The sequence below is a fragment of the Croceibacterium selenioxidans genome (assembly GCF_018599195.1).
Classification (GTDB): domain Bacteria; phylum Pseudomonadota; class Alphaproteobacteria; order Sphingomonadales; family Sphingomonadaceae; genus Croceibacterium_A; species Croceibacterium_A selenioxidans.
Genome location: NZ_JAHFVK010000001.1, coordinates 724,514 through 751,008 on the forward strand (window position 1 = coordinate 724,514; position 26,495 = coordinate 751,008).

22 protein-coding genes and 1 tRNA gene are annotated in these 26,495 nt (G+C 63.6%); 9 read left to right on the forward strand and 14 right to left on the reverse strand.

All coding sequences use genetic code 11. The annotated features are described in order from the left end of the window. Window positions 1-27: 27 nt before the first annotated feature. The 4 genes from KK137_RS03590 (at window position 28) to alaS (ending at window position 7,448) form a co-directional block, all read left to right on the forward strand. Window positions 28-2,505, forward strand: coding sequence for a bifunctional diguanylate cyclase/phosphodiesterase (locus KK137_RS03590; RefSeq protein WP_214534661.1), 2,478 nt, complete (start codon window positions 28-30; stop codon window positions 2,503-2,505). 123 nt (window positions 2,506-2,628) lie between these two features. Then, window positions 2,629-3,693, forward strand: coding sequence for a recombinase RecA (recA, locus tag KK137_RS03595; RefSeq protein WP_214534662.1), 1,065 nt, complete (start codon window positions 2,629-2,631; stop codon window positions 3,691-3,693). A gap of 150 nt (window positions 3,694-3,843) precedes the next feature. Then, entirely contained in the window at window positions 3,844-4,686 is an 843-nt protein-coding gene (locus tag KK137_RS03600) for a class I SAM-dependent methyltransferase (RefSeq protein ID WP_214534663.1), read from the forward strand. Between the two features lie 92 nt (window positions 4,687-4,778). After that, window positions 4,779-7,448: an alanine--tRNA ligase gene (gene alaS / locus KK137_RS03605; protein WP_214534664.1), complete on the forward strand. Its 2,670-nt coding sequence runs from the start codon at window positions 4,779-4,781 to the stop codon at window positions 7,446-7,448. Window positions 7,449-7,457: 9 nt separating this feature from the next. Here the strand turns inward: alaS and KK137_RS03610 are convergent, their stop codons facing one another. After that, complete coding sequence (locus tag KK137_RS03610; RefSeq protein WP_214534665.1) at window positions 7,458-7,631, reverse strand: hypothetical protein; 174 nt, start codon at window positions 7,629-7,631, stop codon at window positions 7,458-7,460. A 97-nt stretch (window positions 7,632-7,728) separates the two neighbouring features. Beyond that, window positions 7,729-9,465: a cation:proton antiporter domain-containing protein gene (locus KK137_RS03615; RefSeq protein ID WP_250893569.1), complete on the reverse strand. Its 1,737-nt coding sequence runs from the start codon at window positions 9,463-9,465 to the stop codon at window positions 7,729-7,731. Window positions 9,466-9,515: 50 nt separating this feature from the next. On the opposite strand from KK137_RS03615, the gene KK137_RS03620 reads away from it, so the two are divergent. Further along, window positions 9,516-10,730, forward strand: a complete 1,215-nt coding sequence (locus tag KK137_RS03620) for an FAD-dependent oxidoreductase (RefSeq protein WP_338027962.1) — start codon at window positions 9,516-9,518, stop codon at window positions 10,728-10,730. 43 nt (window positions 10,731-10,773) lie between these two features. Here the strand turns inward: KK137_RS03620 and KK137_RS03625 are convergent, their stop codons facing one another. The 7 genes from KK137_RS03625 to KK137_RS03655 form a co-directional block, all read right to left on the reverse strand. Next, on the reverse strand, window positions 10,774-11,997 hold the full coding sequence (locus KK137_RS03625) for an NADP-dependent isocitrate dehydrogenase (RefSeq protein WP_214534667.1): 1,224 nt from the start codon (window positions 11,995-11,997) through the stop codon (window positions 10,774-10,776). A gap of 47 nt (window positions 11,998-12,044) precedes the next feature. Next, the gene (locus KK137_RS03630; RefSeq protein WP_214534668.1) at window positions 12,045-13,163 is read right to left on the reverse strand and encodes an NAD(P)/FAD-dependent oxidoreductase; all 1,119 of its coding nucleotides are present in this window, start codon (window positions 13,161-13,163) and stop codon (window positions 12,045-12,047) included. Then, window positions 13,142-13,828, reverse strand: coding sequence for a methyltransferase domain-containing protein (locus tag KK137_RS03635; protein ID WP_214534669.1), 687 nt, complete (start codon window positions 13,826-13,828; stop codon window positions 13,142-13,144). The genes KK137_RS03630 and KK137_RS03635 overlap by 22 nt, the downstream gene beginning before the upstream one ends. Further along, entirely contained in the window at window positions 13,818-14,891 is a 1,074-nt protein-coding gene (locus KK137_RS03640) for a type III polyketide synthase (protein WP_214534670.1), read from the reverse strand. The genes KK137_RS03635 and KK137_RS03640 overlap by 11 nt, the downstream gene beginning before the upstream one ends. A gap of 343 nt (window positions 14,892-15,234) precedes the next feature. After that, complete coding sequence (locus KK137_RS03645) at window positions 15,235-15,558, reverse strand: hypothetical protein (protein ID WP_214534671.1); 324 nt, start codon at window positions 15,556-15,558, stop codon at window positions 15,235-15,237. Continuing rightward, entirely contained in the window at window positions 15,551-15,925 is a 375-nt protein-coding gene (locus KK137_RS03650; protein WP_214534672.1) for a hypothetical protein, read from the reverse strand. Before KK137_RS03650 ends, KK137_RS03645 begins: the two co-directional genes overlap by 8 nt. Continuing rightward, window positions 15,922-16,470 carry a glycoside hydrolase family 108 protein gene (locus KK137_RS03655; RefSeq protein WP_214534673.1) on the reverse strand — a complete coding sequence of 183 codons (549 nt, stop codon included), beginning with the start codon at window positions 16,468-16,470 and terminating at the stop codon, window positions 15,922-15,924. Before KK137_RS03655 ends, KK137_RS03650 begins: the two co-directional genes overlap by 4 nt. Before the next feature lie 119 nt (window positions 16,471-16,589). Here KK137_RS03655 and KK137_RS03660 point away from each other — a divergent pair, with 119 nt between their 5' ends. Then, a complete protein-coding gene (locus tag KK137_RS03660) occupies window positions 16,590-17,195 on the forward strand; it encodes an XRE family transcriptional regulator (protein ID WP_214534674.1) in 606 nt (201 codons plus the stop codon). A 783-nt stretch (window positions 17,196-17,978) separates the two neighbouring features. On the opposite strand, the gene KK137_RS03665 is transcribed toward KK137_RS03660, so the two are convergent. The 3 genes from KK137_RS03665 to cpdR all read right to left on the reverse strand — a co-directional run bounded on the left by KK137_RS03665 (window position 17,979) and on the right by cpdR (window position 20,619). After that, window positions 17,979-18,962: a class I SAM-dependent methyltransferase gene (locus tag KK137_RS03665; protein WP_214534675.1), complete on the reverse strand. Its 984-nt coding sequence runs from the start codon at window positions 18,960-18,962 to the stop codon at window positions 17,979-17,981. A gap of 1,040 nt (window positions 18,963-20,002) precedes the next feature. Beyond that, window positions 20,003-20,077, reverse strand: a tRNA-Val gene (locus KK137_RS03670). Window positions 20,078-20,235: 158 nt separating this feature from the next. Continuing rightward, complete coding sequence (gene cpdR, locus KK137_RS03675; protein ID WP_214534676.1) at window positions 20,236-20,619, reverse strand: cell cycle two-component system response regulator CpdR; 384 nt, start codon at window positions 20,617-20,619, stop codon at window positions 20,236-20,238. A gap of 129 nt (window positions 20,620-20,748) precedes the next feature. Between cpdR and KK137_RS03680 the strand changes: the two genes are divergently transcribed. Then, window positions 20,749-21,681, forward strand: coding sequence for an N-formylglutamate amidohydrolase (locus KK137_RS03680; RefSeq protein ID WP_214534677.1), 933 nt, complete (start codon window positions 20,749-20,751; stop codon window positions 21,679-21,681). A gap of 236 nt (window positions 21,682-21,917) precedes the next feature. On the opposite strand, the gene KK137_RS03685 is transcribed toward KK137_RS03680, so the two are convergent. After that, the gene (locus KK137_RS03685; protein ID WP_214534678.1) at window positions 21,918-22,685 is read right to left on the reverse strand and encodes a SapC family protein; all 768 of its coding nucleotides are present in this window, start codon (window positions 22,683-22,685) and stop codon (window positions 21,918-21,920) included. Window positions 22,686-22,767: 82 nt separating this feature from the next. Continuing rightward, entirely contained in the window at window positions 22,768-24,201 is a 1,434-nt protein-coding gene (locus tag KK137_RS03690; protein WP_214534679.1) for an FAD-binding oxidoreductase, read from the reverse strand. A 409-nt stretch (window positions 24,202-24,610) separates the two neighbouring features. Between KK137_RS03690 and KK137_RS03695 the strand changes: the two genes are divergently transcribed. Together KK137_RS03695 and KK137_RS03700 are read left to right on the forward strand one after the other, a co-directional pair. Then, the gene (locus KK137_RS03695; protein WP_214534680.1) at window positions 24,611-24,916 is read left to right on the forward strand and encodes a hypothetical protein; all 306 of its coding nucleotides are present in this window, start codon (window positions 24,611-24,613) and stop codon (window positions 24,914-24,916) included. A gap of 134 nt (window positions 24,917-25,050) precedes the next feature. Then, window positions 25,051-26,475, forward strand: coding sequence for a DEAD/DEAH box helicase (locus KK137_RS03700; RefSeq protein WP_214534681.1), 1,425 nt, complete (start codon window positions 25,051-25,053; stop codon window positions 26,473-26,475). The last annotated feature ends 20 nt before the right edge of the window (window positions 26,476-26,495 follow it).

The following is a 26,495-nucleotide window of genomic DNA, read 5'->3' on the forward strand; positions in this document are numbered from 1 at the left end:
CCGGACACCGGGTAACAGGGTCTTGCAATGCTTCGCGTCTATTCCTGCATCGTTCAGGATCACGATCTGCGCCTCCTTCTGGTGGCGGGGATCATTTGCCTTGCATCCTCCTGTATTGCCTTCGCCGCTTTTGAGCAGGCGGAACGGGACAGCTCGCGCAAGCTGTTGTGGACCTTGCTCGCCGCCGTAGTCGCCGGCCTCGGCACCTGGGCGACGCATTTCGTCGCCGTGCTCGCCTTCAAGCCCGACCTTCCGATGGGCTACGAACTCTCGACCACTCTGCTTTCCGTGGCCGCGGCTATCTTCGTCTCCGGCATCGGCTGGTCCGTCGCACAGGGAAGGCGTCGCGTTGGCGCAGTCGTCGGAGGGGCGATCGTCGGTGCGGGCGTGGGCGCCATGCATTACATCGGCATGGCCGCGGTCGAAGTCGCCGGGTTCATCGTCTGGGACCGCGAACTCGCGGTGGCCTCGGTGGCGTTGGGCATGGTCCTTGGCGCCTGCTCTATGTGGGCGGGTCAAAGCGCATCCGCCGTCAGAAAGGCGGCGCCTCTCCTGCTCACGCTGGCCATTTGCGGCCTGCACTTCACCGCCATGGCTGCGGCCTCGATCTACCCCAGCAACGCCATGACCGTGCCAAGCAGTTCGGTCGACAGCAGTACGCTCGCGATCGTCATCACGGCGGGCGTCATGCTGATCTTTGGCGCGGGCTTCGGCGTCATCCTTTTCGAGCGTCGGCTGGCTCGGGCCCAGTTCGCCGAGGCTGAGCACCGCGCGGCCCTGGCGGACGAGATACTTGTCGGTGCCCTCGAGCGAGAGGCGCTGACGGCCAAGCTCGAGCGCGAGGTGACGATCAGCAGCGCGGCGCTCGAGAACATGGCCCAGGGCCTCTCGATGTACGACGAGCATAACCGGCTGGTCCGCTTCAATCAGAAGTACGCGGAACTCTACGGAATCCCCGAACACCTGCTTGCGCCCGGAACGGCCGCTCCGGACATTCTTCACCATCTGGTCGGAGCCGGTCTCTTTCCTCAGTCGGTCGAGTTCTACGCGGAACTGCTTGGGGTGCTGGTCGAAGAGGGCGGCAGCCACGAAATTGAACTGTCAGACGGTCGGATCATCGAGATCTTTGTGCAGCCTGCCCCGATGGGCGCCTGGGTTGCGACGCATGAAGACGTGACAGAAGCGCGCCGTTCCGCCGATCGAATCACCTACCTCGCGCAGCACGACACCTTGACCGGACTGCCAAACCGGTCGGCTTTCGCCGAAAACCTGTCGGCCGCCGTCGGAGAAGCCCGGGACGGTTGCGGCCTCGCGGTGCTCACGATCGACCTGGACCGGTTCAAGGAGGTCAACGACACGCTCGGCCACCCGTTCGGTGACCGCATTCTCGAGCAGGCTGCGGCCCGGCTGCGCCAGGTTGTCGGGCCGGACGACATTCTCACCAGGCTGGGCGGAGACGAATTCGCCGTGATCCAGAGCGGCACGCCCGATGCCGAGGCGGCTTCGGCTTTGGCTGCCCGGATCGTCGCCGCGATCGAGGAGCCCTTCAGGTTTGACGGTCATACCGTGGTGATCGGCGGCAGCATCGGCATCAGCCTCGGTCCGCGCGACGGCCGGAGCGCCGACGAACTGCTCAAGAAGAGCGACCTCGCGCTCTACCGGGCCAAGGAAGAGAACCGCGGCAGCTTCCGGTTCTTTGAGGCCGGAATGGATGCTCGGATGCAGGAACGCCGCCAGCTGGAGGCGGAACTGCGCATCGCGATCGAACAAGGGCAGTTCGAAGTCCACTACCAGCCGCTGCTCGACACTGGTACCGGCCGCATTGCCAGCTTCGAAGCGCTGGTCCGCTGGAACCATCCCCTGCGCGGACTCGTCCAGCCGGTCGAGTTCATCCCGATCGCCGAAGAGAGCAACCTGATCATCCCGATCGGCGAATGGGTCTTGCGCCAGGCCTGCCGCGACGCGCGCGACTGGCCGGAGGACGTGAAGGTGGGCGTCAACCTCTCGCCGGCCCAGTTCAAGCGCGGCGACCTGATAACCGTGACGCTCTCCGCCCTCAGCAACGCGGAACTGGCCCCCAGCCGTCTGGAGCTGGAGATCACCGAGTCTGTCCTGTTGCATGACGAGGCCTGGGTCCGGTCGATCCTCGAACGTCTGAGTGCGCTCGGGGTGGGTATCGCGATGGACGATTTCGGCACCGGCTATTCGAGCCTCAGTTATCTGCGGACCTTCCCGTTCGACCGGATCAAGATCGACCGCAGCTTCGTCGCCGATCTGGTCAAGGCCGGTGATTCGCTGGCGATCGTCCAGGCCACCATTCAGCTCTCGCAGAAGCTCGGCATGGAGACGACGGCCGAGGGAGTCGAAACCCAGGAACAGCTCGCGATCCTGGCGGGCGAGGGGTGTACTCACGTCCAGGGTTTCCTCATCGGCCACCCGGTACGCGCGGAAGAGGCGCGGCAATTGGTGACCCCACAAGCGCCCCGTAAGCGAGCCGCTCGCTAACGCTCTGAAATCGCTGGATCTCAAAAAGTTTTGTTCCGCTCTTGTTCTTATGGAACAAATCGGATACGAAAGCGTCAGTGAGGAAATGTCCTGCAACTCTAGGCAACTGACGGAGGCCATGTCATGGCGGCGGAACTGAAGCTGGTAGGAAAGGAGTCCAACGTGGACCGTCAGAAAGCGCTCGAAGCTGCGCTCGCGCAGATCGATCGCGCATTCGGCAAGGGCTCGGCGATGAAGCTGGGCCAGAAGGAAACCATGCAGGTCGAAGCGATTTCGACCGGTTCGCTCGGGCTCGACATCGCGCTCGGTGTAGGCGGGCTGCCGCGGGGCCGGGTGATCGAAGTCTACGGTCCGGAAAGCTCCGGCAAGACCACGCTCGCGCTGCACGTCATTGCGGAAGCACAGAAAGGCGGTGGCACGGCGGCCTTCGTCGATGCAGAGCATGCGCTCGATCCGGTCTATGCCAAGAAGCTGGGTGTCGACATTGATGAATTGATCGTTTCGCAGCCCGACACTGGGGAGCAGGCGCTGGAGATCGTGGATACGCTCGTGCGTTCGAACGCGATCGACGTGCTGGTGGTCGACTCGGTGGCCGCGCTGGTGCCGCGGGCGGAAATCGAAGGCGAGATGGGCGATTCGCACGTCGGCCTCCAGGCCCGCCTGATGAGCCAGTCACTGCGTAAGCTGACCGGTTCGATCAGCCGCTCGCGCTGCATGGTGATCTTCATCAACCAGCTGCGCATGAAGATCGGCGTGATGTACGGCAATCCGGAAACCACGACCGGCGGAAACGCGCTGAAGTTCTATGCCAGCGTTCGCCTCGACATCCGCCGCACCGGGCAGATCAAGGAGCGCGACGAAATCATCGGCAACGCCACGCGCGTGAAGGTGGTGAAGAACAAGGTCGCTCCGCCGTTCAAGCAGGTCGAATTCGACATAATGTACGGCGAAGGCATCTCGAAGATCGGTGAGATCCTCGACCTTGGCGTCAAGGCGGGCATCGTCGAGAAATCGGGCAGCTGGTTCTCCTACGACAGCATTCGCATCGGCCAGGGCCGGGAGAACGCCAAGCAGTATCTCAAGGACAATCCCGAAGTTTGCGACAGGCTGGAAGCTGCGATCCGCAGCCGCACCGACCAGGTCGCCGAGGAGATGATGTCGGGTCCGGACGCGGACGACGATATCTGATCCTCTAGAGGCGCCACTCGTTCGCGGATTGGCGCTTCCGGAACCGGAGCCGGCACGGTCGACCCTACGGGGCCCGCGCCGGCTTCTTCGCATTCGATTTAAGTTAGCCTATCACCGCGTTGCGACGGTAGCCTGATGATAGGACAGCGAATGCAAACGAACGGCGCGACGGTCGGAGGAGACGAGTGGAAGGGCCGGACCGGCGATAGCTGGGCCGCGGAATGGAAGCGCACTGATCGTAGTTTCGGGGTCTTGACCGAACGCTTGCTTCAACGGGCTCGCAATCTTGCCTGCGATGTGGTGCTGGATATCGGCTGCGGAGCAGGAGAACTCTCGCTGGCACTAGCTCGCATGCGTGCCGATACCAGGGTTACCGGTGTCGATATTTCGCCGCAGCTTCTCGAGATCGCGAGAGATCGTGCTCGCAACCTTGGCAATGTCACGTTCGAACTTGCCGATGCAGGCGTCTGGCAGCCCGGAGAATCACTGGCCCCCGATTTGCTCGTCTCGCGTCACGGGGTCATGTTTTTTGACGACCCGGTTGCCGCCTTTACTCATCTTCGCGGCATTGCGGCGCCGGATGCCGACCTCCTGTTTTCCTGTTTCCGCACCTGGGAAGAGAACCCTGTCTTCCGCAGCGTCACTCGGCTGCTCCCGATCGAGGTCCCTCCACCCGCCCCCGGCGCGCCCGGGCCCTTCGCCTTTAGCGATCGCACTTACGTCGAAGGCGTTCTCACGGCGGCCGGATGGCGAAACGTCGCGTTCGAACCCTATGATTTTGCGATGATAGTGGGGGCCGGCGCCGATCCTGTCGAAGATGCCGCGTCCTACTTCACCTCCATCGGTGGCGCGGCGCGAGCTTCGCGGGAACTTGCGCCGCCAGCCCGCGAATCCTTTATCGAGCGGGTAAGGGAGCTCGCGCGTGCCAACCTGCGCGAGGGCATAGTGTCGTTGCGAGCCGGGGTCTGGATTGTCACGGCGCGAGGCCAATAGCGCGCTCTTTTCGCACCATCGGCGGACACGTTCTCAGTTTCCAGCCTATTCCGCTTGTTTCGCCTCGCGGTGCGCCCTAATTCGCAACTCCCATGCACTCGACCAACGACATACGCCGTACGTTCCTCGACTATTTCGCCGCCAACGAGCACGCTGTCGTGCCGTCGGCGCCGCTCGTGCCGTACAACGATCCCACCCTGATGTTCGTCAATGCCGGCATGGTGCCGTTCAAGAACGTCTTCACGGGGCTCGAAGCCCCGCCCGCACCCCGCGCCGCGAGTTCGCAGAAGTGCGTCCGTGCCGGCGGCAAGCACAACGACCTTGATAACGTCGGCTATACCGCAAGGCACCTGACGCTGTTCGAGATGCTCGGCAACTTCAGCTTCGGCGATTATTTCAAGGAACGGGCGATCGAACTCGCCTGGAACCTGGTCACTCGCGAATATGGCCTCGCGGCCGACCGCCTGACGGTCACGGTCTACCACACCGATGACGAAGCCTGGAACCTGTGGAAGAAGATCGCCGGCCTGCCCGACGAACGGATCATCCGCATCGCCACCAAGGACAACTTCTGGGCCATGGGCTCCGATGGTCCCTGCGGCCCGTGTTCAGAAATCTTCTGGGATCACGGACCGGAGATCGCCGGTGGCCCCCCGGGTTCTCCCGACGAGGACGGCGATCGCTTTGTCGAGATCTGGAACCTGGTGTTCATGCAGTACCTGCAGGAAAACGACCAGATCGTCGCCGACCTGCCGCGGCCGAGCATCGATACAGGCATGGGGCTGGAGCGGATCGCCGGCGTCTTGCAGGGCGTGCACTCGGTGTTCGAGACCGACACCTTCCGCCACCTCATCGAAGCGAGCGAGAGCCTGACCGGTACAAAGGCCGTAGGCGCGCAACAGGCGAGCCATCGCGTTATCGCCGATCATTTGCGCTCGACCAGCTTCCTCATCGCTGACGGGGTCATGCCGGCGAACGAAGGGCGCGGCTACGTGCTCCGCCGCATCATGCGTCGCGCCATGCGCCATGCGCACCTGCTAGGCGCCAAGCAGCCCCTGATGCACAGGCTTGTCCCGGCGCTGATCGGAGAGATGGGCCAGGCCTATCCCGAATTGCCGCGCGCCGAAGCACTGATCACCGAGGTGCTGGAGCGCGAAGAAACGCGCTTCCGCCAGACGCTCGACAATGGGTTGCGCCTGCTCGACGAAGCGACGTCCAGCATGTCCGAGGGCGCGAGCCTGCCGGGTGAGACCGCTTTCAAGCTCTATGACACTTACGGCTTCCCCTACGACCTGACCGAGGATGCCTTGCGCGCCCGCGGCATCGGCGTGGACCGGGCCGGGTTCGACGCGGCGATGGCGCAGCAGAAGGCTGCCGCTCGCGCCGCCTGGAAGGGGTCGGGCGCCACGGCCGACGGCGAACTGTGGTTCGACATTGCAGAGCGGGAAGGGGCTACGGAGTTCACCGGCTATGCTTCGACCAGCGGTGAAGGCCAGGTGGTCGCGCTGATCGTCGACGGAAAGGAAGTGAGCGAGGCGGGCGAGGGCGCCGAAGTCGTCGTCCTCACCAACCAGACGCCGTTCTATGCCGAAAGCGGTGGCCAGGTCGGCGATTCGGGCACGATTTCCTCGGAGAATGGCCTGCGTGTCGAAGTGTCGGACACGACCAAGCCGCTCGGTCGTCTGCATGCCCATCGTGGCAAGATCACGGCGGGCAAGCTCGCCTTGGGCGACACCGTGCATCAAGAGGTCGACGTCGCGCGCCGCGACCGCGTCCGCGCCAATCACTCTGCCACGCACTTGCTCCACGCCGCCCTGCGCAATCAGCTGGGCGAGCATGTCACGCAGAAGGGCTCGCTGGTGGCGGAAGACCGGCTGCGTTTTGACTTCTCGCATCCCAAGCCGCTGACGCCTGCGGAAATCGCCGCGATCGAAGCTGAGGTGAACGCCAATATCCGCCACAACGCGGAAGTCGGAACTCGCCTCATGAGCCCGGACGACGCCGTCGCGGCGGGCGCAATGGCGCTGTTCGGCGAGAAATACGGCGACGAAGTGCGGGTCCTCTCGATGGGCCAAGGCGACTGGCAGGGTTCGGGCCGCAGCTATTCGGTCGAACTGTGCGGCGGAACCCACGTGAAAGCGACGGGCGACATCGGCTTGTTCCGGATCATCTCGGAAAGCGCGGTAAGCTCGGGCGTGCGTCGCATCGAGGCTCTGACGGGTGAGGCAGCCCGGCAATGGGTGGTGGGCCGTGAAGAGGCGCTCAAGACGGTGGCAGCGGCTCTCAAGACGGCTCCCGAGGACGTAGAGAGCCGCGTCGCGGCGCTCCTCGACGAACGCAAGCGGCTTGAGCGTGAACTGGCCGAAGCCAAGAAGCAGCTCGCCATGGGTGGCGGCGGCAGTGCGCCAGCGGCGGCCGACGAAGAGATTGGCGGCGTGAAGTTCTCGGGCCAGGTGCTCGAGGGGCTGGATCCGAAGGAGCTTCGCGGCCTGCTCGACGAAGCCAAGAAGCGGCTCCAGTCGGGTGTAGCGGCAATTGTCGCGATTAACGAAGGCCGTGCGGCGATCGCCGTGGCGGTGACGGACGACCTCGTCGGCCGCGTCAGCGCCGTCGAATTGGTTCAGGCGGGTGTAGCGGCGCTGGGTGGCAAGGGCGGTGGCGGCCGCCCCGACATGGCCCAAGGCGGCGGGCCCGACGGCTCGAAGGCCAGCGAGGCCCTCGACACCGTTCGTCAGGCCCTGGCGGGCGCTCCTGTCAGCTAAGGCAGCCCGCTAGCGACGACGCGCGGCAGCTCCGGATTCCGGTTCGCTACCGCGCGGCATGTCGCCGTGCCCCTTGAAGTCATCCTCACCACGCTGACGGCCCTTGATCGTGCCGTATTGCTCGCCGGTCTGGTTTTGCGGCTTCATTTTCGTCTGGTTCTGCGGTTCGTTGCCGTCTTTCATCGGAAGTCTCCTTCACGATGGCAACGGCTTTCGGCCTCAGTTGGGTCCAGCAAGGGCGGTGAACCGGTCGGGCGCCTGGGCCGGTTGAGAGCGCCCCTCAGCTTTCGGCCACGCGGGTTCGCAGCATCGGTTTTTGCGAAAGCTCGCCGCTTTCCATGATCTGTTCGCGAAACTCGTCACGCTTTTCGTGGATCGAGGCGATGACCGGGCCCATGGCGACACCCAGGTCGACCAGCACGGCCTCCGACAATTGCAACGAGGCTTCCAGCGTTTCCGGAACGGCCGTGCTCGCGCCCGCACGATAAAGTTCGGCCGCGTGGTTCGGATCGCGGGCCCGGGCGATGATCGGCAGCTCGGGATAGGCGGCGCGTAGCTTGCGGGTGATGCGCTGGGCGAGTACCGGCTCGTCCATGGTCAGGATAACCGCGGGTGCCGTGGGGAGCCCAAGCCTCACCAGGGTTTCCATGCGGGCAGCGTTGCCGAATATCGCGTGATACCCCTCGCGCCGGCAGCGGTTGACCAGTTCGGAGTCTGCGTCGATCGCGACGTAGAGCTTGCCATGTCGCGTCAGCATCTGCGCGACCAGCCGTCCGACGCGCCCGCAACCGAGGATGATCGCGCGCGGCTCGTCGCTGTCGTAGTCGTCCGCTGCTCCGGCAGAGGTCGGTTCCATCCTGCGCGCGATCAACCGGCCCAGCGAGGCGAGCATCGGAGTGACCGTGAGGCCGATGGCGGTCACGATCTGCCAGAACTGCGCCGTCCCGGGCTGAATCAGCATGGCAGAGGTTGCAGCGGCGAGTACGATGAGCGTCGTTTCGGACGGGCTCGACATCAGGATGCCGGTCTCGATCGCGGTCGAACGGCGCGCTCCCGTAAGGCGCAGGAGCACGCCCGTCACGATGGCCTTGAGGAACAGCACGCCGACCACGGCGAGCGTGATCATGCCAAGGTTCTCCCAGATCGTGAACAGGTCGATCCCCATGCCGACGGTGATCAGGAAGATCCCGAGCGCGAGGCCCTTGAACGGCTCCATGATCCCTTCGATCTCGGTATGGTACTCGGTTTCTGCGATCAGCAGGCCCGCGACAAGCGCACCGACGATGGGTGACAAGCCGATCAGCGCGGTCGCAAGGCTGGCACCCATAACGACCAGCAGCGAGGCTGCGAGGAACAGCTCCGGGCTCTTGGTCCGTGCGGCCTGGGCGAACAGGCGCGGAAGGGCGAGGCGGCCGATCACCATCATTCCCGCGACCACCAGGACGCCGACCCACAAGGTGTGGAACAAGCCGTCCATGCCCTCGCTGCCGGCGAAGGGGGCCAGCGCGCCAAGCAGGAAGATGATCGGGACGATCGCGATATCCTCGAACAGCAGCATGGCCAACGCCGCGCGTCCGACGGGCGTGTTCGTCCCTGCAATCGGCAGGACCAGCGCCGTGGAAGACAACGCGAGCGCCAGCCCAAGGGCGAGGGCGCCGGTCCAGTATTGGCCCATCATCGAGAGGAAGGCCGCCAGCAACGCTCCGGTCGCGAGCAGTTCCAGCGCACCGAGCCCGAAGACGAGCTTTCGCATCGCCCAGAGCCGGTTGAACGACAGTTCCAGCCCGATGGTAAACAGCAACAGGATGATCCCGAACTCGGCGAAAGGATCGAGCCGTTCCGGATCGGATATGGTCACGTAGAACAGCCATTCGTGCTGGTAGACCAGCCGCCCAAGACCGAAGGGGCCGACTAGAAGACCGACGAGAATGAAGCCGATGACCGGAGTGATGCGGAAACGCGCAAACACCGGTATGACTATCCCTGCAGCGCCCAGTATCACGAGCGCGTCAGACATTACCGGGGAGATAGCTTCAGCATGCATTGCTACTCTATGTCAGACGCCCGGTGACCGCTGCAACGCACAATCGCGCCGACGTCTTAATCGTCGGCGGCGGGCCGGCCGGGATGATGGCCGGGCTCCTCTTTGCACGGGCAGGCGTCACCGTGCAAATCTTTGAAAAGCATGCAGATTTCTTTCGCGATTTCCGCGGCGACACCGTTCACCCCTCAACGATGGAAATTCTCGACCAGCTCGGAATGTTGGGCCGCTTCCTCGTTCGTCCATACGACAAGGTCCAGGGTGCGCAGGTGCGCGTGGCCGGGCGCGACTACACTGTCGGCGACCTCTCGCATCTCGACACCCCGGCGCCCTTCATCGCGATGATGCCGCAATGGGAATTCCTTGATTTTCTGCGTGACGAAGCGGCGGCCTTTCCTGCCTTTGCGCTCGAGATGGAGGCAGAGGTCACGGGGCTTGTTGAGGAGAATGACCGGGTCGTGGGCGTTCGGCTCGCCGATGGCCGAGAGCTGCGTGCTGGCAAGTTGGTGCTGATGACCGATGGCCGCGGGTCGCTGGTGCGCCAGCAGTCGCTCCTTCCCGTGACGCAGCTCGGCGCGCCGATGGACATATTTTGGTTCCATCTGGGGAAGGCCGACAACCCCGGCGACAAACTGCGTGGTGCTGTCGACACGGGGCGCATGGCGGTGCTGATAGACCGGCGTACCTATTGGCAGGCTGCCTTCATTATCCCCAAAGGCGGCGCCGAAGATGTGAAGGCTCGGGGCATAGAGTGGCTGAGGGCGCAGATGCAGGCCCTGTTCCCCGAACTAGACCTGTCTGGCGGGCTTAACAGCACCGACGACTTGTTCCTGCTATCGGTCGCGCTTGACCGGCTTGATCGGTGGTCCCGGCCCGGACTGCTGGCGATCGGCGACGCGGCGCATGCCATGAGCCCGATCGGCGGCATTGGCATCAACCTCGCGATTCAGGATGCGGTTGCCGCTGCCAATATTCTCGCCGGCCCTCTGGCTCGGGGCGAGGATCCGGACCCGCTGCTTGCCAAGGTTCAGGCGCGGCGTGAGTTTCCGACTCGGGTCATCCAGGCCGGGCAGAAGCTGGCGCAGGACAACGTGATCGGAGCGGTACTTTCGGGCGAGCCGATCACCGAAGCGCCCTGGCTGCTCAGGGTGCTCGACCGCTTCCCGCTTTTGCGCCGCATACCAGGCCGGATCATCGGCCTGGGCGTGCGACGGGAGCGGGTGAGGTCACCGAGGGGATAATCCTCCCCATCGCTTCGCGACAGGGAGGGATTTGGGACGAAAATCAGGCCCAGGTGGCCATTTCGGTTTCGAGGTTCTCGACAATCCCTTCGAAGAACTGCTCGGTGGTCATCCACGCCTGATCGGGGCCGATGAGCAGCGCGAGGTCCTTGGTCATCTTGCCGCTTTCGACGGTGGCGACGCAGACCTTTTCCAGCGTTTCGGCGAAACGGACGACTTCCGGCGTACCGTCGAAACGACCGCGATAGATCAGGCCGCGGGTCCAGGCGAAGATGCTGGCGATCGGGTTGGTGCTGGTGGCCTTGCCCTGCTGGTGCTGGCGGAAGTGGCGAGTGACTGTGCCATGCGCCGCTTCGGCTTCGACTGTCTTGCCGTCGGGCGTCATCAGCACGGAGGTCATCAGGCCGAGCGAGCCAAAGCCCTGCGCCACCTGGTCGGATTGCACGTCACCGTCGTAGTTCTTGCAGGCCCAGACGAACTTGCCGCTCCACTTGAGGGCGGAGGCGACCATGTCGTCGATCAGGCGGTGTTCGTAGACGATGCCCGCTGCGGCGAACTTTTCCTTGAAGCCTTCGGTCTCGAACACTTCCTGGAACAAGTCCTTGAAGCGGCCGTCGTAGCGCTTGATGATGGTGTTCTTGGTGGAAAGGTACACCGGCCAGCCACGGTCGAGGCCGTAGTTGAAGCTGGCGCGCGCGAAATCGCGGATCGAGTCGTCGAGGTTGTACATCGACATCGCCACGCCCGGCGCCTTGAACTGATAGACTTCGCGATCGATCGTCTCGCCGTTCTCGCCTTCCCAGACGAGCCGCAGGGTGCCCGCGCTGGGGACGAGGAAGTCGGTCGCGCGGTACTGGTCGCCGAACGCGTGGCGGCCGACAACGATCGGGTCGGTCCAGCCCGGGATCAGCCGGGGGACGTTCTGGATCACGATCGGCTCGCGGAAGATCGTGCCGCCGAGGATGTTGCGGATGGTCCCGTTGGGCGACTTGTACATGTCGTGCAGGTCGAATTCTTCGACGCGTGCTTCGTCGGGGGTGATCGTGGCGCACTTCACGCCGACGCCATGTTCCTTGATCGCGTTGGCAGCGTCGATCGTGATCTGGTCGCGGGTTTCGTCGCGCTTCTCGATCCCGAGGTCGTAATATTTGAGATCGACGTCGAGATAGGGGAGGATCAAGCGTTCACGGATCCATTGCCAGATGATCCGAGTCATCTCGTCGCCGTCGATTTCGACGATGGGGTTCACGACCTTGATCTTCGCCATACGCGGGGAATCCTGCCTTTATTTGCCCAGTGGGAACGGCGCGACCCTTAGGGAGCGGCAGGCGCCTGCGCAAGCGGCGCATCGGGATGGATACGGCTGGCGTCCATCAACCAGTGCAAGACGGGCGGAACCCGCTGCGCCATTGCAACACCTGCCCTGGCCCCGAGCGGGCTTTCGGCGAAAGCGCGCGCGAGCCCGGCGGCGCGCATGGGACCTCTGGCTTTCCGGGCAAGAGCGCGCTGATAGGCGGGTGCGGTTGCCGATCCACCAGCGAGCCAATGGCGCGCGGCCATTTCACCGCTGGCGAGCGCAATCGAAATCCCTTCACCGGCGAGGGAGGGTATAACCGCCGCCTGGTCGCCAAGATGGAACAGGCCGGGCTCGGTTTGCTCGGCTATCAAGCCGTAGGGGACGGCGCCGATTGATTCGATCGGATGATCCCGCCACTCGACGCCGAGCCGTTCGGACAGGGCAGGGCTTCGTGCGGTGAGCTGTTTGAAGAGTTGCACCGGATGGCCTCCGCAGGCCGCCAGCACCGACTTGCGCAAGGCCAGGCACAAGTTGGCGCTGCCATCCTCCTGCAAGACCATACCCGCATAGCCGCCGCGGAACAGGTGGAGCTCGATCCTTCCGCTCAAGAGCGCCTCCCGGGCAGGCGTGGAGGGAAGGCGCAGGCGCAACCCCAAGGCGGGGTCGTTCGTCTGGCGCGGGCGCGGGTGGCCGCGCAGGTCATGCTTTCCGGTTGCGAGAAACAGGCCGTCACCGCTCCAGCGCTGACGCTGCCCGAGAACGGTCGTGCCATCCAAGCCGCGGGCGGTGTCGACCGCCAGCGTTGCGCCCAGAGCCTGCGCTCTCTGCCTCAGAGCGCTATCGAGTGCCCGCCGGGAGAGGCTCCAGGCCGGGGAGGGGAGCGGCACCACCGCCTCGGCGCCGTGCGCCAGCAAGGCGAGCCGGTCGACCCGCCTGGCGCCCAGGACTTCGGGATTCACACCTAATGCCCGGAGCTGGTCCACCGTTCGCCAACTGAGGAAGCCGCCGCACAGGCAGTCCCGCACGTCGGCATCCCGGTCGAGCAGTATCGGCGCGGCCCCTTCGCGGGCGAGGGCGATGGCGGCGGCGCATCCGGCTGGGCCGGCTCCGAGAATTAGCGGAGCCGTTCGACGCACAGCCTGAACGGGAACCAGCGGCGCACCCGCGCCTCGCGCAGGCCTTCACGGGCCAGTCGCTCGTGCCACTCGGCGGGTCGGAAGCTGCGCGCTATCGAAGTGTGACCATCGGCGCGGACGATGGGATGCCAGCGCATCGCCCCGGAGAGGAGCGGCCAGGTGGTATAGGCGAAGCCGTGGCGGTGCAGGTCATTGATGAACCAGCCGGCACCGGCCTCCGCTTCCATGAAGTGCAGGAAGGCGGTCAGCTCGTCTTCCGTCATGTGATGCGTGACGAGACTGGAAATCACGCAATCGAACCCGGATCCCGCCAGATCGGCGTAGTCGCCAGTCAGATAGCGGATCGGCGCGCCGAGAGAGGGAACCGCCTCGGCCGCTGCCTTGCTGCGCGAATTGAGGTCGATGCCCGTCAGCTCCGCTACCACCCCGTGCTTCTTTGCCCAACGTGCGACCTGGCGCAGCATATCTCCGTCGCCGAACCCTACGTCGAGCAGCGAAAAGGGGCTTTTCTGCCCCACCGCGCGGCGGAGGAAGTTGAGTGTCGGACGGTAGGCGAAAGTGGTGCGGTTGACTTTGGCGAGATCGGCCAGAACCGCGTGATAGGTGGCCGCGTCCAGAGCCGGATCGTCCATCAACTCGTCGGCCTGGCGCCTTTCAGCCAGCATCGCCTTCAGTCCAGCCGAACCGCAGGCCTTCCATCGCGAGGCCGGGCCCAAAAGCGATCGCGATGCCGGTGCGGGGCTTTTCTTCCATCAGTTTCTTGAGCACGAACATGACCGTCGCCGAGGACATGTTGCCGCAGTTCTGCAGCACCTCGCGCGAGGCGGTGAGCTTCTCCGGCGGCAGTTGGAGCCCGCGTTCAACGGCATCCACGATCGATCGCCCGCCGGGGTGAACCGCCCAGGCATCGATCTCGGCAACGGATCTGCCCTCGGTTACCGAGTTGGCGACAGTCTCATCGCTCAGCGCCTCGGCGAGGCGAAATGGCACCTCCCCGGAGAGATGCATGGCAAAACCCGTGTCGCCAATGGTCCATGTGATTAGGTCGTGGCTGTCCTCGAGCGTCAGCGAAAGCCCCTCGCCAAGCGCAAGGCCGTCACCTTCGCCGCTGACGATCGCTGCGGCCGCGCCGTCGGCAAACTGGGCCATGGCGAGCAAGCGCTCAAGCTTGTCGGTCGGCTGGAGATGCAAGGTGCAGAGCTCAACCGAGATCACGAGCACTCGCGCCTTGGGATCGGAGCGGACCAGGTGCCCGGCGGTACGCAGAGCCGTGACACCTGCGTAACAGCCCATGAAGCCTACCACGACACGCTCGACTGTGGGAGCAAGGCCTAGGCGCCGGGCGATGACCTGATCCAGACCGGGAGCCATGAAGCCGGTGCAGCTTGCCACCACCAGGTGCGTTACATCGCCAACCGGCCCCAATCCGGCAATCGCTTCCAGCGCGAGCTTCGGCGCTTCCCGGGCATAGACCTCCATCCGTGAAAGCGTTCCTGGCGCTTCCGGCGTATCGTAGAAGCTTCCTTCGGCCTGATAGGTCTCGGCATTGGAGAGAACGGTGAAACGCCGCCCGATGCCCGACCGCTGCAACATCCGTTCCAGCAAGGCGGCCTCGCGGTGACCTTCGAGCTGGCGCAAGGCCCAGGCGTTGTAAGTCGCATCGCATTCGCTAGCCGGCAGAGCGCAGGCAATCGCGTTGATTCGCGGCACGGTTTGGCCGGAGACCATGAACGAGAGATAGGCGTCCGCCGGGGAAACGAAAGAACCTTTGATAGAAATCCCGAACTAAAAGATTCCAAGCACTTTCGGCTTGGCGTTCTCTACGGCTGCCCGATCCCTTCGCTCACACATTTCGACTATCCCGATGGCATCGCTCGCGCGGCCATTGGCCTTCTCCAATTGTCCCGTTTGTTCGAGACCGAAGCGCATCCATGCACGGGCAACCCGGTCGGCATAGAGAACATCGCCGGAGGGTCCTGCGGGGTAGTTCGCGCGGGCCGTATCCGCGGGCGGTGCGGCTCCTTCGACAGGCTCGCGCCAGGCCGCGGGAACCAGTTCGGTGCAGGACGCCCTATTCGCAATAATTGGGGGAGATCCCGCACAGGCCGTTGCGAGCAGCGCTGTCGGCAGCGCCAGTATCGGGGGCAGCGCGAACTTGATCCTGGGCATGGGTAATCTCCTTGTCGAGAGCTTGTTCGGCCGAGCCTCGCTCGCCGATGGTGTTGGCGGCGTCCGCTCCGCTGCGGACCGCGGCGTCGCCACGGTGGGTCTCGATGCGGGCGGTGACTTCGGCCCGACGGGCTCCGCTCAGCAGGCCGTTGAACCAGAGGGTCGCGGCCGCGATCAGCAGCAGGCCCGTCAGCCAGGCAAGGGGTTTGCGGATAAGGTCAGCCATCGAACAGACCTCCCATTTCCGAAACGTCGCGATCGTGAGCGACATCGGCTTCGATGCCGTCGCGATTGGCCTTGAAGCTCACCCGGCCGCCCGCCAGCACGATGATCACCAGCACGGCCAGGCACAGGGCCAGCGTACCGATGGCGAAATGGCTGTTGATGGCGAGCGCCTCGACTTGTTGCCTAAGCAGCGCGAAACATTCGCCCATCGCGAACTCCGGACGGTCCCGGAACCCGCGGGCCCGGTTGCACCAATCCGGCGCGGCGATGATGCCGATCAGCCACCACGCGAAATAGATCAACACGGCACTGGTCACGGCAACGGCGATGAGAGCCCAGGTGCGGATGGAGTTACGCTGCGCGCTCATGCTGCACCTACCCGGCTGTCGAGCCATCCGGCCATGAAGTCTTCGAACCGGGCGTCGGTCCGCGCCAGTGCGAAGTAGTGGCCGAACTGCAAGCCGTTGAGCGCCTTGAGCATGAGCTGGCGCGCCCAAGTTTCGCCACGGCGGCGGCGAAGGGCACGGAAGGCGCTGAGCGTTGCCGGACCGACCACGCCGTCCTCACCGATGTCGGCATAATCCTGCCCGCGTCGATTGAGGATGTTGAGTGCCTGCTGGAACCACAGGCTCGCCCGCTTCGGACCGACGTTCACGCCGCTGTCGATGACCTCTTCGGCCACTTCCGGGTCGATCTCCACGATGCCGAGAAGGCCGGGCTTTTCGATGTATTCCCGTCGATAGATTTCCCGCGCCAGAGCGATGGGAAAGTCGCGCATGGGGCCGGAATAGCCGTGAGTGCGAGCAACCTTCTGCGTGATCCCGAACTTCGTCGCGCCGCCGGGATCGGATGAATGGTCGACGTAGTCTCCTTCGCGCACGAGTATTCCTTCGATCAACTGATCTATCGTCATGGGTCGGTTTCTCTTCGAATGCTGGGGGTGTCCTGCATATATGCGCATACGCATAATTTGTCAAGCGAATTATGCGTTAGGGGGTAGCGTAAGGCGGGCGCCGGGTTTATGCTCACGCCATGAGTGGAGACCTAGCGACCCGTATCAAAGCTATCCGCCAGACCGCCGGTCTGAACCAGACGGACTTTGCCGAGCGGCTGGGAACAACCCAGTCGACCGTGGCACGTTGGGAAAAGGGTGCGGAGCCTAGCGGGCCTATGCTGCACGCCATCGCCACGGTCGCGAACACGACGGTCGAAAGGTTGATGGGGACGGACGACCTGGCCTCCGGTGGGGCGGACCAGATCCCTGTGGTGGGCTACGTCGGCGCGGGCGCGGCCGTGACACCGTTCGACGACTACGCTCCCGGCGATGGCATGGCCTTTGTCGAGCGGCCGCCGTTCGTGTCGGGACGGGCGGTGGCGGTCGAGGTGAAGGGCGACAGCCTCCTACCTGTGGCCGAGGATGGCTGGCGGCTGGTCTACACCGGTGAACAGACGATTGTCGAAGACCAGGTTCTCAACAAGCTTTGCGTCGTGCAGCTCAGCGACGGCAGACTTCTGGTGAAGCGCCTGATGCGCGGATCGAAACCTCAGCGCTACCACCTGGTCTCGACCAATGCGCCGATCATGGAAGACGTCGAGATCGAATGGGCCGCGCCGGTGCGGGCGATCATCCCCCAGTAGAGGGGGCCCAAATGGCCTCGGGCAAAGAAAAACCCGCCATTACAGCGGGTTTTCTGCTTCGACCGGATGGTGGGCGTAGGAAGGATTGAACTTCTCCTCGCCCGCCTATCGCGTTGAAAAGCCCAGAGTATTTTTCTGGCTACTGCGGCTCCGTAATAGGAGCTGAGGCGGGGATCTCGGTAATCGGCCGCGCTTTATGCACTGTGACGGGCGCAGGGTCGCAAAGGTCAACACGCCAGCTTTGGTAAGAGGCGGGCAACCCTTGGCGGTCAGTGATCGTAAAGAACGCGACACCTGCGGCAGTGTACATCCAACCGTTTCTGTCCGCGAATTTGACCCGATACGGGTGGAGATTGAAATCGACCGCTCCCTCAGGTCCCAGCCCAAAGTTGGTCCGATTCACTAAAACAGGCCAGTCGGGTGGGGCTCCGTCCTCGAATAGCCAGGCGACTACTTCGGCATTGTAGGGCCCCAGCGACAATCCCGGCACGTGGCCGGAGTTTGCTTCGCGCCAGATTGTGAGCAGTGCGAAGCGCCTCAAAGTCTCCGGGCGCGGGTTCGGCACTTCTAGATAAGTCGTCGCCAACGCGCCCGCCAAGTCTCCGACACATCGCGCACGAACTCGATTGCATACTTGTCCACTGCGGATGTCGCCGCTTCATGCGGCCCGCAGAGGATTTCGTCAGTGAACATTCCACCCTGGCTAGGCTTGGCCCCTTTGAAATGCCTCGAACCAGCAATGATATGCGGCGCGCCCACCCTTACCGATACCAATCCCCCTTCTCAGGTAGGTAGGTCGACCTTCCGCACAGCGATACTCAGTTCTGGCAGCATCTCAATCCGGGTCACTGTCCTAAGTGCTCGCAGGCCGCTATAGACCAAGTCTTTGGATCGCTGGGGCCGGCGACCTTCCGATGCTTTGGCGTGCCAGAGTTGTAGCCGATCCTGCATGCCCATCCGTGTAGGCGGAAGAAATTGGGCACCTGGGCCCAAAATCTTAGAAACCTCGCGTATGCTGCCGCCGCGAATGCCGGCACGGAGCATGTCTGTCCAGGTTCTGCCGCGCCAATTGGGGCCGCCCGCAACATTGATAACCGCGTGCGCGAGCTTGCTTGGTAGATAGTTAATTAACGGCAGCCCAGTGGTGTGTGTTTCAATCGGAAAGAAGCGGTGCGGCGTTTCGTAGATGAACAACGTTCCATTCGGCCTAAGACGTTCCCATAGCATCGGCAGCAGGGCTTTCCGCTCATTCGGCAGCAGGTGCTCAAGAACCGCCGATAGGTTCACTACATCGAACGTACCGATACCTTCGGGCAGACTATCAGGAGACGGGGAGACGAGCATCTTCATATTGGGAAGGCCGTAAAAATCGGCGCGCGCCTTCGCGAGATCGACAAGCATCGGGTCGAGTTCGACACCGACAATTTCTGCGTCCCGATAAGTGCGGGCCAGGATGGAGGTCGACGCGCCAGAGCCGCAGCCGAAATCGAGAACTCGGGCATTCCTCATCTCTCCAGGATCGACGAACGGAAGTGTCCCCCATTTGATGGTGCGCTGGACGTATGCCGGGTCTTCGTCGCGTGCGATTTCGTCGGCAAACCAGACCGGGCCTTTGACTTCGATGAGTTTCCGTATCAGCGGCAGCGGGTAATAAGTATCGATCTGCGGAAACGGAACATAGCCCGGCGCTTCGATCGATATGCGTTTTTGCGGACCAATCGGTACGACAGAAACGCGAACGTTGTGCTTGTCGTAGATAACTTCCACCGACCTAGCTTAAGCTGGGTTCGTCGCTAAAACAACTTATCCGAAATTCGCTTTGCTCAGGGCGCCGAGTCATTCCGAGCTAGGGGTGGTTTCTCCACCGACCCCGACGCTGTCGACGACGCTCGCGCCACCTTCGGACCATCAGGTAGACGATTGACAGCCCGGCAATCGCCAGGACGGCGATAAGCCCGTATGCTACGAGGAGGCGAACTTCCACATTCCGGCGCATACCTGAGCGCAGTCGTATCAACAAGCAGCCGGGTGTCCTGGTGGGAGAAGATCTCGGCCGGCGCATTGCTGGCAGCGAGTTCGACCGCGTTGAACAGGTTTGCAACCTCGGCGGTCGTCTTGGTCATGCGGTAGAGGTTGCACATTGGGGCGGGCTCGCCCCGGCGGTCGTCGCTGTCAACCGCGAGACCCTAAAGCTCGTACCGCGGGATGCGTTCAATCGCGTCCCGAATCGGGGCCACCGGAAATCCCCCGTACTGTCCTCCCTCATTTCCAGGGGCGTGGCCCTGTATGCGGTCAGCAACGTCCTTGGGGATACCAGCGCCACGAGCGGCGGTCTTGAAGGTGTGGCGCCAGCAATGGTTAGGCTGGGGGGCGGTTATGCCCAGAGCCAGGACCCAATCACCGACACGCCTGCTTATCTGCTCGGGCGTTCTCCCGAACAGCGGCCCATCAGGCTTGCCCTTAACGAAGTCTAGGAAGCCGAGTTCGATTAGATGCGATATGGATAGGCACCTGTCGAGCCTTGCGGTTCTTGATGGGGCCTGCGTCAGGGGTAAGCCGCAGCACATGGACGCCATCAACGGTCATCACATCCGCCTTACGTAGCTGGGCTGGTTCACCAACCCGCGTTCCCGTGTAGGCCATGAGCCACGGGAGCCACCGCCTGTCATCATCGGGATTAGCCATGGCAGCCCTGAGGATGGTTAGAGCTTGGTGAGGTCATGGGTTCGGTCCTGCTCGCGAGTGTAACAAGCAGTCGTAAAAAACCCCAGCTTTTCTGCGTGGTTGGCAGATTTCTGCCGACCGGATGGTGGGCGTAGGAAGGATTGAACTTCCGACCCCTGCGATGTCAACACAGTGCTCTACCACTGAGCTATACGCCCGAACCCATCCGGTCGATCGGCAGGCGGGCCCTCTAGCGCCCGCACATCGTTATGACAAGGGTTCGTTTGGGGGTTCGTTTGGCGGTTCGTTTGGCGGTTCGTTTGCGGGCTCGTTCGGGGCCTGGTTCGCAGGGCTATTCCGACGCGAGCTCGCGTAGTCAGGGCCGAAAGGACGCTTCGGTCTTTTCGTCCTCGAAGATGCGTTCGACCTCGAGCACCAGATCCTTGAGGTGGAATGGCTTGGACAACATCTTCGCCTTCGGCGCCTCGCGGCTCGCGCGTAAGGTGACGGCAGCGAATCCGGTGATGAACATCACACGAGTGCCCGGGCAGATTTCCGCGCAACGCTGCGCGAGTTCGATCCCGTCCATTTCCCGCATCACGATATCGGACAAGAGCAGATCGTATTGCTGGGATTCGAGCAGGGGGATCGCTTCCGTGCCGCGATCGACCGAATCGACCGAGTAGCCGGCCTGCTCAAGCGCTCGCGCCAGATACGTGCGCATCGCCTCGTCGTCTTCTGCCAGCAGGATGCGGATCATCAAGGCCCCCTTGTCAGGTCTGTGCGTTGCGATCCCTTATCCGCGAGCCAATTAAGAATCTTCTAGATTGTCGCGGCTGCCCAGCTTTGACACATATCGGAAACGCGGTCAGCTTAGAATTTTGCGGAGATGGGCCCAGTGGCACGAGAATCGCGCAATTTGCGCGGCGGAAGTATTCCGGGAACGGCCGCCCATCCGGCGTTTACCTTGACCCAGCGGACTGCGCCGCCCGTTCCGGTCCTCATCGCCGTGCCGCACGCGGGCCGAGTCTATCCGGCCGAATTCGCCGAGAACTTTCGCCATTCCTCCCAGGCCAGCTTGAGGCTGGAGGACCGCTTTGCCGACCTGGTGGCGGAAGCCGTCGCGCGAGAGACTGGCGCCTCGTTGCTGGTCGCTCACGCGCCCCGGGCGATGATCGACCTCAACCGCGCGCCCGACGATATCGACTGGGACATGGTCGAAGGCGAAGCGCCGGCGACTCGGGCGCGCCACGCTGCCGGGCGGCGGGCCCGCAGCGGGCTGGGCCTGGTGCCGCGCCGTCTTCCAGGGCTGGGCGAACTCTGGAAGCAACGTATGACCCGCGAGGATCTGGTCTCGCGGATCGAGCAAGTGCACCAGCCCTATCATGCGGCTTTGTCGCGCGGACTCGAAAGCCTGCGCGACCGGTGGGGAGCGGCGCTGCTGATCGATCTCCACTCGATGCCGCCGTTGGGCCCCAAACGGGGCTCTGACGCCGCCGTCGACTTCGTGATCGGCGACCGGTTCGGAGCTTCGGCCAGCAGCAGCCTTTCGGCAGCGGCGTTCGATCACCTCACTTCGATCGGCCGGCGCGCTGCCCACAACCGGCCATACGCTGGCGGATATGTGCTGGACAGGCACGCCTCGCCCTCGCGGGGATTGCATGCGTTGCAGCTCGAAATTTGCCGCGCCACCTATCTCGACAACGAACTGCGCGAGCCTGGGCCGGGCCTCAAGGCGATCACGAGCGCCGTCTCGGGGCTAATTCGGCGTCTGTCGGGAGAACTGATTGGCGGCTGGGGTTTACCGCAAGCCGCGGAATAGCCTGTCAGAAGGCCCCGCTCATGAAAAAACCACCTCGTGCACATGGCACGAGGTGGCCAAGGTTCAGGGAGGAGGTACGCCGAGGCGTACCTATCCAGCCGAGCCATGAGGGAAGCGTCGGCCGGACTTCGCGTATTTAGGCTTTATTGGCTACGCTTCAAGGGGGAGGCGGATCGAAAGGTTCGATCCGCCTTGAAGCTGCCACGACTGAGGTCGGAACGGCCCCGAATCGCGGATTAGTTGGCCGCGCCCGGGCCTTTGCCCTGCTGGACCTGCTTGGCGAAAATGATCCGCATCAAATCGAGCGAGAACAGGTGGGCGAAGACCAGCGGCAGAAGTCCGATCTCGTTCCACTGCTTGAGCTTCTCGCCATCGATCGCCCGAAGCTTTTCCTGGTTCACCATCTTGAAGCCGCGATAAATGTAAGGCTGGCCTTCCTGCGTGTTCTGCTGGATCGCCACTTCGCCGTCCATCAACAGATCGGCCTTGGCCAGTTCTTCCATGAAGGCCTGGGTACGGGCGCCGGCTTCCTCGAACTTCTGGCAGAAGTCGAGCAGGCCCTTGGTGTGCTCGCTCGGCTCGCCATTCTCGAACAAGGCCTGGCCTTCCTCGAAATCGCCCATCAGATCAGCGGACGGATCGAAGCACAGAGACATTTCCTCGGCATCGGGACGGAGCTTGGCCAGCAGCATCGGATAGCGGCGAATGTAAGCGGGAACGTATACGTCTTCGGTCAGAGTGCCTTCGCTGTCGAAATAGACGTTCACGCCCTCGTTAAGGCCCAGCAGGGCCAGCGGAACGGGGCTGTCACCGGCCGAGAATACGATCGGGAAAAAGCGCTGCGCCTGCGCGAACTCGTCAACGGTGAGGGGGATCGCGTGCTGGGTCCCGACCCACGCAGCCTTTTCGACCGAGCGGGCCTTCCAGGTGCCATGGTCACGGCTGTTGAGTGGCATCAAGTCGTTGTAGAACAGGGGCAGTTGAGGTTGCGGCGCGCTGGCCATCATGTCTCTCCGGTAAAGGCTGGTTATCAAGGCCCGGTACGGGGTCCCGCACTCGAAGGGCGGGCTTTAATGCCGCCGTGCATCAGGTGCAAGGCGGGACGAGTTTGCCGGGATTGAGCAGATCCCCCGGATCGAGCGCATGCTTGACTGCGCGCATCATGGCGAGCTGCACGGGGTCGCCGAGCCGGCCCAGTTCATCGCGCTTGAGTTGGCCAATGCCGTGCTCGGCGCTGATTGAGCCGCCCCATTGCGTCACGAGGTCATGTACGAAAGCGCTGATCGCCTTGCCGTCGGTCGCTTCCCATTCGCCGCGTACCGCGCCGGCGGGTGCGAGAACGTGAAAATGGACGTTGCCGTCTCCCAGGTGTCCAAAGGCAACGGCCCGGGTCGAAGGGAACCGGGACTCGACGTCAGGCACCGCCGCGGCGACAAATTCGGCCATGCGGGCGACGGGAACCGAAATGTCGTGTTGCACCGCCGGGCCCAACGCGCGTTCGGCAGGAGCTATTTCGTCGCGAAGCAACCAGAACTGTTCGGCCTGCGCGTCGTTCGCAGCAATGGTCGCATCTTCGACCAATCCTGCCTCGAACGCTGTCTCGAGCAGCGTCTGGGCGAGGTTGGGCAGGGCATCCGCGCCGGCCGCGTCGGCAGCCAGTTCTATGAGCACGTTCCATTCATGGGCACCCTGGAGCGGAGAGCGCGAACCGGGGACGTGGGCGAGCACCGCAGCCAGGCTGTGGCGGGGCATGATCTCGAACCCCTCCAGCGCGTCTCCCGCGATTTTCTCGCTATGCAGAAGCAGCGAGCGGGCCGCGGTCACCGATTCCAGTCCAGCCCACAAAACGGCCCGATCGGCGAGCGCCGGAAGCAGCCTAAGCGTGGCGGCCGTGACGATGCCGAGGGTTCCCTCTGATCCGATCAGCAATTGCTTGAGATCGAAACCGCGATTGTCCTTCTTTAGCGGAACGAGCGCGTCGAACACGCTACCGTCGGCCAGCACGGCCTCGATCCCGAGCACTTGCGCGCGCATCGAACCATGGCGCAGGACCTGCGTGCCTCCGGCGTTCGTGGAGATCAGTCCGCCGATCGTGGCGGAGCCCTTGCCACCCAGCGTCAGCGGAAAGCGTAAGTTCTCCACCGCAGCCGCCTCGTGCAGGGTCTGGAGAATGACGCCGGCTTCGCAGGTAATTTCGCGCGCCGCGGGATCGAGCCGCCTGATCGCGTTCATTCGCCGCAACGAGAGCAGGATCGCATGACCCGATTCGTCCGGAGTCGCGCCCCCCGACATTCCGCTGTTCCCGCCTTGCGGCACCACCGGTACCGCAAATTTCGCACATAGCTTCATGAGCGCGGAGACCTCGGCCGTCGTAGCGGGCGAGGCGAGCGCCATTGCCTGACCGCTGAAGCGGCCGCGCCAGTCTGTCAGCCAGGGCTGCAGCAACTCGGGATCGCAAGTCAGACCGCGCTCGCCGAGAAGCAGGCTTGCGGCCGCAAGAAATTGTTCCTGATCTGTCATGATGGGCATTTGCCAGTGCCGAGAGAGCGTTGCAAAGGGCAATTCCCAGGTTAAGCCGGTATTCAATCAGTCCCTATAGAAGCCTTCACGAACCGCCGTTCCTCTCGCGGTAACCCAATACCGAGCACCGCAACCCTGCATGAATAGTCTTGTTGCCCTTCTTTCCCCGCTTGCCTTGCTGCTGCCAGCGGTGGCTGTTGGGGTGCATGAAACTTCTGGGCCGCAGAACGAGGTAGCGCGAACCGCCCCTCGGACAGAGAGTTTGCCAGTCGGCCTGGAGAATCCGGCCGCGGAACCGTTCCGGGTGCTCGACAACGCGCGCAGGCCACCGACGGAAAACCAGGTCCGGATCGAACAGCGGGTCATCATCCGCATCGCTCCCAGCTCGCCTCGGACTGTTGCCAGATCGATGAACAGAATCGCCGACGATACCGACAGGTTCGAGGAAGAGCGGGTCGGTGATTGCGTGCCGATCGGCGGAATCGCCGCGGTGCAGCCGGCGAATAACAACCGCCTGCTGCTGTTCATGCGCGACAGGCGAGTGCTGAGCGCCGCGCTGGAGCGTTCCTGCAATTCCGAGGATTATTACCTTGGCTTCTACGTCGAGCGAAGCGGTGATGGGCAACTCTGCTCGCGGCGCGACAAGCTCCAGTCCCGGGCGGGTGCCAGCTGCCGCTTCACCAAGCTTAGCCGATTGGTCGCCGAACGCGACTGACCTTCCGGTGACCAGCACGGGGGAATCCTTGACTTTCTCCTTGGGCCCTGCATAGGCCGCTGCCCGGCAGTGCGCTTGCGTGCGCGGCCGATTTTGCGGCGGGATATCCGCCCTGTTCCGGACATTGAACACCTATGAAGTTCGCCGATCTCGGCCTTACCGACGAATTGCTGAAGGCGGTAGAAGCCGCCGGATACAGCGAGCCTACGCCCATTCAGGCGCAGGCGATCCCGCAGGTCCAGATGATGCGCGACATCATTGCCATTGCCCAGACGGGCACCGGCAAGACCGCCAGCTTCGTGCTGCCGATGATCGACATCCTTCACCACGGCCGCCGCCGGGCGCGGATGCCGCGCTCGCTTATCCTGGAGCCGACGCGCGAGCTGGCAGTGCAGGTGGCCGAGAACTTCGAGAAATACGGCGTCAACCACGACCTGAAGATGGCGTTGCTGATCGGCGGCGTTCAGATGGGCGATCAGGTCAAGGCGCTGGATGAAGGCGTTGACGTTCTAATCGCGACGCCCGGCCGACTGATGGATTTGTTCGAACGCGGCAAGATCCTGCTTACCGGCTGTGAGTTGCTGGTGATCGACGAAGCCGATCGCATGCTCGATATGGGTTTCATTCCCGACATCGAATTCATCTGCGAGAAGCTGCCGACCACCCGGCAGACTCTCCTGTTCTCGGCGACGATGCCGCCGCCGATCAAGAAGCTGGCCGACCGCTTCCTCAGCAACCCGAAGTATATCGAGGTGGCCCGGCCCGCGTCGACCAACACCAATATCGCCCAGCACAAGGTCTTCACCAGCGCCCGCGGCAAACGCGAGACGCTGCGCGAGCTTCTGCGCACCGACGAGGTCCACAGCGCGTTGATCTTCGCCAATCGCAAGACCACCGTGCGCGAGCTCAACAAGAGCCTGCAGCGCTATGGCTTCGCGTCGGGCGAGATCCACGGCGACATGGACCAGTCGAGCCGGATCGCGGAACTCGACCGGTTCAAGAAGGGCGACATCAATATCCTCGTCGCCTCCGACGTTGCCGCACGTGGTCTCGACATCAAAGGCGTGAGCCATGTGTTCAACTTCGACACGCCATGGCACCCCGACGACTACGTGCACCGGGTAGGCCGGACCGGCCGCGCCGGAGCCAAGGGCCGGGCGTTCACGCTCGTCGCGCCCGAGGATGCCGAGGCGATCCAGAACGTCGAGAAGCTGACCGGTTCGGCGCTTCCAGTTTTCGAAGTGGCGGGCACGAAGGACGTCAGGGAGCCCCGGGAAGCCACCGAGGGCAAGGAGCCCAAGGCGAAGAAAGCCCCCCGCGAGAAGCCCGAGCGGAGTAAGCCGAAGCGCGAGCCCCGCGAAACCGAGGCGCGCGAGACCGTAGCCCGCCGGAAGCCTGCTCAGCCAGAGCTGCGTGAGACCGAGGCCCCTCGGAAACCAGCCCATGCAGAGCCGCGTCGCTCCGAGCGTCGTCGACCTGATCCGGAAGACGAGCGGCCGACCGAACCCGGCGAATGGAACGGGCCAGTTCCGGGCTTCCTCAGCCTCTCGGCGCTTTAGGAGCCGTCTTTCTCCTTTCC

Excerpts from the sequence above, each read along its gene's own strand:
- KK137_RS03590 (WP_214534661.1), top strand. The coding sequence starts at position 28 with ATGCTTCGCGTCTATTCCTGCATCGTTCAGGATCACGATCTGCGCCTC.
- recA (WP_214534662.1), top strand. The coding sequence starts at position 2,629 with ATGGCGGCGGAACTGAAGCTGGTAGGAAAGGAGTCCAACGTGGACCGT.
- KK137_RS03600 (WP_214534663.1), top strand. The coding sequence starts at position 3,844 with ATGCAAACGAACGGCGCGACGGTCGGAGGAGACGAGTGGAAGGGCCGG.
- alaS (WP_214534664.1), top strand. The coding sequence starts at position 4,779 with ATGCACTCGACCAACGACATACGCCGTACGTTCCTCGACTATTTCGCC.
- KK137_RS03610 (WP_214534665.1), bottom strand. The coding sequence starts at position 7,631 with ATGAAAGACGGCAACGAACCGCAGAACCAGACGAAAATGAAGCCGCAA.
- KK137_RS03615 (WP_250893569.1), bottom strand. The coding sequence starts at position 9,465 with ATGTCTGACGCGCTCGTGATACTGGGCGCTGCAGGGATAGTCATACCG.
- KK137_RS03625 (WP_214534667.1), bottom strand. The coding sequence starts at position 11,997 with ATGGCGAAGATCAAGGTCGTGAACCCCATCGTCGAAATCGACGGCGAC.
- KK137_RS03635 (WP_214534669.1), bottom strand. The coding sequence starts at position 13,828 with ATGCTGGCTGAAAGGCGCCAGGCCGACGAGTTGATGGACGATCCGGCT.
- KK137_RS03640 (WP_214534670.1), bottom strand. The coding sequence starts at position 14,891 with ATGGTCTCCGGCCAAACCGTGCCGCGAATCAACGCGATTGCCTGCGCT.
- KK137_RS03645 (WP_214534671.1), bottom strand. The coding sequence starts at position 15,558 with ATGGCTGACCTTATCCGCAAACCCCTTGCCTGGCTGACGGGCCTGCTG.
- KK137_RS03650 (WP_214534672.1), bottom strand. The coding sequence starts at position 15,925 with ATGAGCGCGCAGCGTAACTCCATCCGCACCTGGGCTCTCATCGCCGTT.
- KK137_RS03655 (WP_214534673.1), bottom strand. The coding sequence starts at position 16,470 with ATGACGATAGATCAGTTGATCGAAGGAATACTCGTGCGCGAAGGAGAC.
- KK137_RS03660 (WP_214534674.1), top strand. The coding sequence starts at position 16,590 with ATGAGTGGAGACCTAGCGACCCGTATCAAAGCTATCCGCCAGACCGCC.
- cpdR (WP_214534676.1), bottom strand. The coding sequence starts at position 20,619 with ATGATCCGCATCCTGCTGGCAGAAGACGACGAGGCGATGCGCACGTAT.
- KK137_RS03680 (WP_214534677.1), top strand. The coding sequence starts at position 20,749 with ATGGGCCCAGTGGCACGAGAATCGCGCAATTTGCGCGGCGGAAGTATT.
- KK137_RS03685 (WP_214534678.1), bottom strand. The coding sequence starts at position 22,685 with ATGGCCAGCGCGCCGCAACCTCAACTGCCCCTGTTCTACAACGACTTG.
- KK137_RS03690 (WP_214534679.1), bottom strand. The coding sequence starts at position 24,201 with ATGACAGATCAGGAACAATTTCTTGCGGCCGCAAGCCTGCTTCTCGGC.
- KK137_RS03695 (WP_214534680.1), top strand. The coding sequence starts at position 24,611 with ATGAACAGAATCGCCGACGATACCGACAGGTTCGAGGAAGAGCGGGTC.
- KK137_RS03700 (WP_214534681.1), top strand. The coding sequence starts at position 25,051 with ATGAAGTTCGCCGATCTCGGCCTTACCGACGAATTGCTGAAGGCGGTA.